The organism is Bacteroidota bacterium (assembly GCA_018831055.1).
Classification (GTDB): Bacteria; Bacteroidota; Bacteroidia; order Bacteroidales; family B18-G4; genus M55B132.
The window spans coordinates 1-9,538 of sequence record JAHJRE010000190.1 but is presented as its reverse complement, the minus strand read 5'-3'; the positions used below and the strand labels follow the sequence as shown (position 1 = coordinate 9,538).

At 42.7% G+C, this 9,538-nt stretch carries 6 protein-coding genes; 2 read left to right on the top strand and 4 right to left on the bottom strand.

The window, feature by feature from the left end:
- Nucleotides 1-2,069: AAA family ATPase (locus KKA81_12360; GenBank protein MBU2651719.1), on the bottom strand; the 2,069-nt coding region annotated here is incomplete at its 3' end.
- A 319-nt stretch (nt 2,070-2,388) separates the two neighbouring features.
- Here KKA81_12360 and KKA81_12355 point away from each other — a divergent pair.
- Nucleotides 2,389-3,699, top strand: a complete 1,311-nt coding sequence (locus KKA81_12355) for a hypothetical protein (protein ID MBU2651718.1) — start codon at nt 2,389-2,391, stop codon at nt 3,697-3,699.
- Nucleotides 3,696-4,421: a zinc-ribbon domain-containing protein gene (locus tag KKA81_12350; GenBank protein ID MBU2651717.1), complete on the top strand. Its 726-nt coding sequence runs from the start codon at nt 3,696-3,698 to the stop codon at nt 4,419-4,421. The genes KKA81_12355 and KKA81_12350 overlap by 4 nt, the downstream gene beginning before the upstream one ends.
- Before the next feature lie 13 nt (nt 4,422-4,434).
- Here KKA81_12350 and KKA81_12345 read toward each other — a convergent pair whose 3' ends face one another.
- From KKA81_12345 to metH, 3 genes are all read right to left on the bottom strand, one after another.
- On the bottom strand, nt 4,435-5,097 hold the full coding sequence (locus tag KKA81_12345) for a CPBP family intramembrane metalloprotease (protein ID MBU2651716.1): 663 nt from the start codon (nt 5,095-5,097) through the stop codon (nt 4,435-4,437).
- Nucleotides 5,098-5,173: 76 nt separating this feature from the next.
- Entirely contained in the window at nt 5,174-6,127 is a 954-nt protein-coding gene (gene metF, locus KKA81_12340; protein MBU2651715.1) for a methylenetetrahydrofolate reductase [NAD(P)H], read from the bottom strand.
- Nucleotides 6,128-6,134: 7 nt separating this feature from the next.
- A partial coding sequence (gene metH, locus KKA81_12335; GenBank protein MBU2651714.1) for a methionine synthase occupies nt 6,135-9,538 on the bottom strand: 3,404 nt, incomplete at its 5' end.

Here is a 9,538-nt window from a genome sequence, read left to right as displayed (position 1 = left end):
CCAAAAGATTCAAGTTTCTTTTTGCCGAAACCACGGATTTCTTTCAGTTCTTTTTCATTCCGTGGAATAACCTGGGATATATCCTGAATCGATTGAACCTGCAAAATCATATACACCGGCAACCCCAGTTCTTCAGCCTTCAGATCGCGCCATCGTTTGAGTATCCCAAACAATTCATGATTTATTTTTCCTCCCTCGGGAGCGGTTTTTCTGCTACGTCTTGTCCTTAAACTCACTTCATCCAATGTAGCTTTTGCTCTGATATTTATATAATTACTCATGTGGAACCCTTTTTCACAGGCCTTAAGGCAGATTGTCTTATAGTTGGCCTCATAAAGAAGCTTTTCCATTGCTTCCCGCACTTTTTTCTTAACCTGTTTATTATCGCTCTCAAAAGAAATATCAGAAACCGGGGCCAGGATATTCTTATCGATTTCCGAGGTAAAGTACAAGCTGGCTTTCCTGATCCTTTCCTGCAAAAATTCACCTGGCTGCGTGTCTTTTTCCTCTTGCAGGATGGAGAGTAATTGATGTCGGAACTTTTCAGCCACTTTGATAGTATCGTTTTCCAGATGGTCGATAAAACCCTTGATATCCGGAATATTGGTCATTTTAAGTGATTTGGCATTTTCTCTGATGGTTTTATTCAGATAACGATAAGGCATCAGGAAGTGTTGAAACTCAAATAACTCCATAAGCAATTCTTTCCTGAACTGCTTCTGAGCTTCCCAGAGGTGCTCACGCGCCGGTGGATTCTCTTCAATACTTTGGGTGAACCGGTTGATGGTCATATCTGTTTTTATTGCCCCTCTCTGTATCCGGGAACTGAGAACCATTCCCTCGAGTGTCCTGCAACGGCTCAAGGCAACATAAACCTGACCGAAAGCGAATGCGGCCTCTACATCGATCACAGCCCGGTCGAAAGTAAGTCCCTGGCTCTTATGCACCGTAATGGCCCAGGCCAGTTTGAGAGGTATCTGTGTAAAGGTTCCTTCTACAGTTTCAGTGATCTCCCGGGTTTGTTCATTAAGGGTGTACCGGATATTCTGCCATTCCAGCGGGTGAACTTCAATTGGGTCTTCATCTTCAGGGCATTGTACCATTACTGTATCTTCCTCCATATCCACAACTTTACCGATCTTGCCATTGAAGAAAAGTTTTTCCGGATCCGGATCATTTTTTACGAACATAACCTGTGCTCCCACCTTCAGGGATAGTTCAGGAAGGGTTGGGAAATTGTATTCGGGATAATTCCCATTTACCTCAGCCAGGAAAGTCTGAGCAGGTGTTTTTAATGCAGCCAGTTTGCCATCATTGATATTGGCAGCCTTGGCATTATGGGTAGTAAGAATGATATAGCCATCCTCTCCGGGATTAAAATCTGTTAAATATCGTGCATTTAGCTTGTTCAGACTATCGTCATCAAGCTTGTTTGATCGTACTTTATTCAGGAGCTGTATAAAGTTTTCGTCTGTCTGCCTGTATACATGTTTTAATTCAATTGTAACGAAGGGTGTGCTTTGCAATGCTTTGCTGCTGAAGAAGAATGCCGTATCGTAATGATTCCTGAGCAGGCTCCATTCCTCATCTTTTACGACCGGAGCCAGCTGTTGCATATCTCCGATCATCAGCAACTGCACTCCACCGAAGGGTTGCGCCCGGTTCCTTATACGACGGAGGGTTTCATCAATACCATCCAGTAAATCTGCCCTCACCATACTTATTTCATCTATGATCAAGAGGTCAAGTGATCGCATGATTCTTATCTTGTCACGACTGAATTTCTGCCTGTGGTATTCCGGGTCATCCTCTTTCCTTTCCCTGATAAATCCTGGTAAATAAGGGCCGAATGGCAACTGGAAGAAAGAATGTATGGTCACGCCTCCGGCATTGATAGCAGCAACGCCTGTGGGAGCTACCACAACCATACGCTTAATGCAGCTATTTTTCAGGTTATGTAGGAATGTTGTTTTTCCTGTACCTGCTTTTCCTGTGAGAAAAATATTATGGCCTGTACTTTCAACGAACTCCCTGGCCAGTTTAAGCTGCTCATTTGGGATCTCTTTCATATTCCTGCAAATTAATAAATATTAAAATATCCATGCAACCCGGGATCAAAGTTATAAACATGATCAGATCTGATCCTGAAGTTATCTATTAGTTCCGGAAATCAGAAAATATACCCCTTCAAAATAAAAAAATGAACCAAAAAGTAAATACTTTGCTATTTGTTACATCAACGAAATAGTATGTCAGGGCTGTGGAATATGGAAAGTTAAGTTTTAAGTGTATCAGGATGATTTTATTGGTTTGCAGGAAGTTGTCTTCCGATGAGTTATTCGTAACTTTGAATTTAATAAGAATTTCAGAATCCAGGCAAAATACAAGTTGGATAGTAAAGGAGTAAATATCAATGATGCGACAAGATTTTGGTATCCGTTGGATAACGCTGCCAAAATCTATCCTGCCATTATGAATGAAGAGGTAACGGCTGTTTTTAGAATTACTGTTGTGCTGAAACACCCTGTAAGGATAGAGCCGTTCATGAAAGCATTGTCCATCGCCGAAAAGCGATTTCCTTACTTTAGGGTGAAGTTGAAAAAAGGTTTCTTTTGGTATTACCTGGAACAGACATCGTTGCATATCCCTGTTAAAGCTGATGATACAATGCCTTGCAGAAGTTTCGGCACGAAAGGATTGTTAATACGCCTGCTTGTTGCGCAAAACCGTATTTCGGCAGAGTTTTCGCATGTGTTAACAGATGGTACCGGTGCACTTGAATTTTTAAGAACCCTTCTGATTCTGTATTTCCAAAAATCCGGAATTTCCCTTCCTGCCGGTTTTAAATGTGTAAATCCTGATGACACTCTCCTTGAAGAAGAATATGAAGATTCTTTCAATCGTTATTTTCAGGAGGACATTCCTCCAATGTTCAAACGATCAAAAGCTTTCCATCTGCCTTTTCAGTTGCAAACCGCACCCAGGTTCACAACAAGGCAGGTATTCCTGTCCCTTGAGGATATACGGAATCAGGCTGCCGGCAAGGGTGTTAGTATAAATGATTATCTTGTTTCAGTATATTTGTTTGTTCTTCAGGAAATATATAAGGAAACGGGTATTTTAAGCAGATTTAAACGCTATAAAACGATCCGCATACAGGTCCCGGTCAATCTGAGAAACTTATTTCCTTCGGTAACTATGCGTAACTTTTCATTGTTTGTAATGCCGGAAATTGACCTGAGACTGGGACATTATACTTTTGATGAGATTATTAAGACAGTCTATCATCAGATTCGTCTTGAAACCGATGAAAAGCTAATCAATAAGAATATTTCCAAAAATGTAGGCAGTGAGAAAAAAATCTACGTCAGAAGCATGCCCTTATTCCTGAAGAGTTTGATTTTAAGACAGAAATATTATTCCCGTGGTGTTAGTCAATACAGTGGTGTGGTTACCAATATGGGAAAACCAACCTTTCCTCCGGAAATGGAAAATATGATTGATTATTTTGTATTTACCCCCCCTCCTCCGAACAGAATGCTGAAAATCAGTTGTGGAATCATTGGTTTTCGTGATTCCCTGGTATTGAGTTTTGGGAATATTTCGAAATCTACTGTTCTTGAGGATAAATTTCTTAAGTATTTAAGGGATCAGGGGATTGAAACCCATTATGACAACAATAAACTGGTAGATAAATGAAAACATGTACATCCTGCGGTGTCGAACTTGAAAACAATATGAATTATTGCCCGCTTTGCGGAGAACCGGTAATGCCAGACCAAAATGATAACAGACATCCTGCAGGATTGAGAAAACATAAACAGGAAGGCAAACCATTAACGGATTTTCAGAAATTAAATGCAGTGCAAAAGCGGAAAATATTTTGGGAAATATCCGGAATTATTCTTCTTTCAGGGATACTGATCCCAATGATCATAGATCTTATAATATCTGCTAATCTTACCTGGTCAAAATTCTCCGTATCAGCTTGTGCAGCATTATTAATAAACATAACACTAATTTGTTTATGGCCTAAAAATGGTGTCCTGCTGCTTTTAGGAAGCTTCCTTTCTCTTGCGATGCTGTTAATCCTTCTGGATGCTTACACAGGTAGTTATGGATGGGGATTGCAACTCGGACTTCCATTGCTTCTTGCTTTTTACTTTATATTATTTATTCTGATATATATCATACGGAAAGCAAGACTAAAACAACTCAATCTGATTTCCTATTCCTTAATTGCATGTGGATTGTTTTGTATTGTTTCAGAATTATTCATATCCCTGTATCTGGGAAATAATGTCGTATTGCGCTGGAGTTTACTGGTTATGGCATCAGTATTACCAGTGGCAGGGATACTGTTTTATATTCATTCCCGATTGAAAAAAGGAACGGATTTAAGAAGATTCTTCCACATTTAAATTTCTGGGGTTGTTAATGCAGGAAAGAAAATGCAGAACTCCCCAATAATTCATTCCAAAGATCCCTTCCTGAAACAAATGAAAGAAAAATCCCTGAAACCAAACCATGATAAAGCCCAAGCGACCATAAGTTTCCCCATTTAAAATAAACACGGATAAAAATGTATTCCATAATAAAAGTGTAAAGCATTAATGGAACACTTGGATAATGGACCAGTGAAAAAAGCAGAGCGGTGAGTAAACCAATCTGTGAATCGGAGATTTTTATGGTAGAAATGGTCTTTAAATTTCCGGCAACAAGGCCCGCGGTCATAAACTGCTGTATGGTTCCCCAAATCGGGTAAAATATCAAAACCGGAATAATATGCCAGTTTACAATAGCTGAACCGGATGCCAGTCCGTAGATTATGATTCCTGCGACAAAAATAAGCGCATAAGGCAAGAGAGCAAGCATCGATTTTCGGAAGTCATGCTTACGAAATCCCCATCGACTAAGAACTTTGGGATTTTTTATATACTTGGTCAGAATAAACAATAACCAGAACAAACAGGCACCGGTTATAAAAAGCAACCTGAAACCGAATTCGTCCATCAAAACAAATTTTAGAATTCCTGTTAAAAGAACAGCTAATATTTCAAGCCATTTCTCTTTCTCAGGGAAATTTACTTTTCCCATGTTTTTAGAGCATCAGGTTATTGTGTAAAAGTAACAGATTTAATCCGCATTATGATGCAGGCATTTTGGATAAACTTTAAAATACAGCCTTAGCTATCTCCCGGATATTATCCGACTTCCCCATGGTAAAATAATGTAAGACGGGGACCTTATGTTGAATAAGTTCTTTCGACTGTGAGATGCACCATTCTATCCCGGCCTGCCTGGCGTGATGATTATCCGGACATGCTTCTATCTCCTTTTCCAGTTCCTCCGGGATAGAAATATTAAAGGTACGGGGTAAGGTTTTAAGCTGGCTTTTGGTAGAAACCGGTTTTAGACCCGGGATAATAGGGACAGTTATTCCGGCTTCACGGCATTTCTTTTCAAATTTAAAGAAGTCGTTATTATCATAAAACATCTGGGTTACGATATATTCAGCGCCTGCATCAATTTTTTCTTTGAGATATCGGATATCGGATTGCAGGTTAGGTGATTCAATGTGTTTCTCAGGATAGCCGGCGACTCCCAGGGAAAAGAATGTTGGATCGGAGTTGACCAGTTCTTCATCCAGGTATTGTCCCCGGTTCAGGTCCCTGATCTGGCGGATCAGATCAACGGCATATACGTGGCCATCGGATTCCGGACGGAAGAACTTTTCTCCCGGAAGGTTATCACCACGAATAACAAGCAGGTTGTGTATTCCCAGGAAATGCAGGTCGATCAGGGCGTTTTCTGTTTCCTCCCTGGAAAACCCACCACAGATAATATGAGGTACCACGTTAACCTTGTACTTAAACTTAATCGCGGCAGATATTCCTACCGTTCCCGGGCGCTTTCTCACAGTCTTCTTTTCTATTCTGCCTCCGGGATGTTCTTTGTAAGATATCTCTTCCCGGTGATAGGTCACATCGATGAAAGCCGGTTGGAATTCCATAAGCGGATCTATGGTGCGATAGATGCTTTCGATAGTTTCTCCTTTTAGTGGGGGAAGTATCTCGAAGGTGAACAGTGTTTCGTTTGATTTTTGTATTGCCTCTATGACTTTCATGCAAATCTTATTTGTAATTCAGATTAGGACCAAGCCACTTTTCCGCTTCTGATAAACTCATGCCCTTTCTTTCGGCATAATCGGATAGTTGATCCTTTCCTATCCTTCCAACATTGAAATATCTGGATTCAGGATGGGAAAAGTAATATCCTGAAACGGAAGCCACCGGGATCATTACAAAGTTCTCACTCAGACGGATACCCATCTGTTCTGCCTGCAACATGCTGAATATCTTAGCTTTTTCCGTGTGGTCGGGACATGCAGGATATCCCGGGGCAGGACGGATGCCTCGGTAAGACTCGCTGAGAAGCTCCTCCCGTTTTAACTGTTCGTTGGGGGCATATCCCCATAATTCTTTTCTTACCTTTTCATGCAATGCTTCAGCAAAAGCCTCGGCAAGCCTGTCGGAAAGAATTTTTAACATGATCCCCGAATAATCGTCGTTTTCCCTGGCCATTTTCGCGGCATGTTCTTCAGTCCCAATCCCGGCTGTAACAGCGAAAAGCCCTACGTAATCTTTAATTCCGGAATTAAGGGGTGCGATATAATCCGCCAGGCAACGGTTAGCTTCACCGGTATTCTTTTTTTCCTGGTTCCTCAGGAAGCAAAGCCGTGAGATCACCGGTGATCTGCTTTCATCAGCAAAAACAAGCACATCGTCTCCTTCCGAGTTGGCTGGGAACAAACCCGCCACTCCGGATGCTCTGATCAAATGGTTCTCAATAATCTTGTCCAAAAGTAAGTTGGCGTCATGGTAAAGCTTTTGTGCTTCGGAACCTTTTACGGGATCCTGAAATATTTTAGGATATTTTCCTGGTAATTCCCATGCATGGAAGAAGAAGGTCCAGTCGATGTATTGCCGCAGTTCCTGCAAAGGAAAATCCTGGAATATTGTTAACCCGGGAACACTTGGAACCGTTGGAGAATAAGGATTTTCATCAAAGTGAAAATTGTTTTTCCGGGCATCCTGTATGGAAATGTATTCGCTTCCTTTCATTCTTTGAGTGTACTCATCATTGAGTCTTTCATAGCGTGTTCGAATTTCTTCGGCAAACTTGACCTTATCGGCAGGGGAGAGGAGTTTTTTCAGGATTTGTGTGCCTCTGGAAGCATCCCTGACATGTATCACAGGGTGGTCATATACAGGGGCTATTTTTATGGCAGTGTGGATCTCCGAGGTAGTGGCACCACCGATTAGCAGGGGCTTGCTGAATCCCCGCCGTTGCAGTTCCGAGGCTACATGCACCATTTCATCCAGGGAAGGAGTGATCAACCCGCTCAGGCCGATAACGTCGACATTATGTGATTGGGCTTCCATCAATATTCTGTCGGCAGGAACCATAACCCCAAGGTCGATCACATCGTAGTTGTTGCATCCCAGAACCACTCCGACAATATTTTTACCAATATCGTGCACATCGCCTTTCACAGTAGCCAGAAGCACTTTCCCTGCAGATCTCTGTCCGCTTGTATTATCCTTTTCTGCTTCCAGCCAAGGAAGGAGGACTCCCACAGCCTTTTTCATCACGCGTGCGCTTTTGACAACCTGGGGAAGGAACATTTTACCGGAGCCAAAGAGGTCTCCAACGGTGTTCATTCCTTCCATTAAGGGTCCTTCAATGATATCCAATGCCTTAGGATGTATTTCCCTTGCTTCAAGTACATCTTCCTCAATATAATCCGGAATACCTTTGATCAGAGCGTGTTTAAGCCTTTCGTCTGCATTTTCCTTTCTCCACTCCGCTGTTTTTTGGATTTCCTGAGGGCCGGCTTCAAGATTACCGGCATAGGCCAGCAGTCTTTCAGCAGCATTTTTACGACGGTTTACAACAACATCTTCCGTAAGTGTAAGGAGTTCGGCCGGAATTTCATCGTAAACCTGCAGCATGCCGGCGTTCACGATGCCCATATCCATACCGGCTTTAACGGCATGGTAAAGGAAGACGCTGTGCATGGCTTCCCGTATCAGGTCATTGCCACGAAAAGAAAAGGATAGATTGCTGACGCCTCCGCTTACCTTTGCAAAAGGCAGGTTTTCCCTGATCCATTTTACTGTCCGGACATAATCGACAGCATAAGAGTTGTGCTCATCCATCCCGGTAGCTATGGTAAGGATATTCGGGTCGAAGATGATATCCTGGGGCGGGATTCCGGCCTTTTCGGTCAGGAGTTCATATGCCCGCCGGCAGATAGAGGTTTTTCTTTCGTAAGTAACAGCCTGGCCTTCTTCATCAAAAGCCATCACTACCATGGCGGCGCCGTATTTTCTGATAGTCCTGGCTTTTTCCAGGAAATCGGTTTCCCCTTCCTTCAGGCTGATGGAGTTAACAATTCCCTTTCCCTGCAGGCATTGCAAACCGGCTTCCAATACTTCCCATTTTGAAGAATCTATCATGACAGGCACCTTTGCAATATCAGGATCAGAAGCCAGCATATTCAGGAAGGCCGTCATTTCCTGTCGGGCATCAAGCATGGCGTCATCCATGTTGACGTCAATGATCTGTGCGCCACCTTCTGCTTGCTGGCGGGCAATTTCAAGTGCTTCTTCGTATTTTTTATCCCTGATAAGCCTGGCAAAACGTTTTGAACCCGATACATTCGTTCGTTCGCCTATGTTGATAAAATTGCTTCCAGGAAAGACTGCCAGGGCTTCCATGCCGCTCAAATGCAATTCATAATCGGGCCGTGGAACTAACCTGGGTGTAAACATCTTTGCCTGTTCTGCAAATACTCTGATATGAGCCGGCGTGGTTCCACAACAACCACCGATAATGTTCACAAATCCATCCGACATGAATTCGCGGATATAGGCTCCCATAACCTCCGGTGTTTCATCATATTCTCCGAACTGATTGGGAAGCCCTGCGTTTGGATATGCAATGGTGAAAAAGGGTGTTTTACCGGATAATTCCTCAATATACGGCCTTAATTCTCTGGCTCCCATGGCGCAGTTCAAACCAATCGCAAGCGGATTAGCATGGGAAACAGAATAAAGAAAGGCTTCCAGGGTCTGACCGGAAAGAGTCCTGCCACTGGCATCTGTTATGGTTCCTGAAACGATCAGGGGAATATCAATCCCTCTTTCTTCCTGTATATCCAGGATAGCCTTGATGGCTGCTTTGGCATTGAGTGTGTCAAAGATGGTTTCGATGATCAGAATGTCGGCACCACCATCCAGTAAACCATTGGCCTGTTCATGATATGCCTGGTATAATTCTTTAAAAGTAATTGCTCTGAATCCCGGAAGGTTGACGTCCGGCGACATGGAGGCTGTCCGGTTGGTAGGTCCGATGGATCCGGCAACAAATTTCCGTCTTCCTGGATTTGATTGTAAATATACGTTTACCGCTTCGCAGGCAATACGCGCCGATTGAAAATTCATCCCGTAAACCCGTCCTTCCAATCCGTAAT

What these genes read in the sequence shown, in the direction of transcription:
- KKA81_12350 (MBU2651717.1), top strand. Translation starts at nt 3,696, where the DNA reads ATGAAAACATGTACATCCTGCGGTGTCGAACTTGAAAACAATATGAAT.
- KKA81_12345 (MBU2651716.1), bottom strand. Translation starts at nt 5,097, where the DNA reads ATGGGAAAAGTAAATTTCCCTGAGAAAGAGAAATGGCTTGAAATATTA.
- metF (MBU2651715.1), bottom strand. Translation starts at nt 6,127, where the DNA reads ATGAAAGTCATAGAGGCAATACAAAAATCAAACGAAACACTGTTCACC.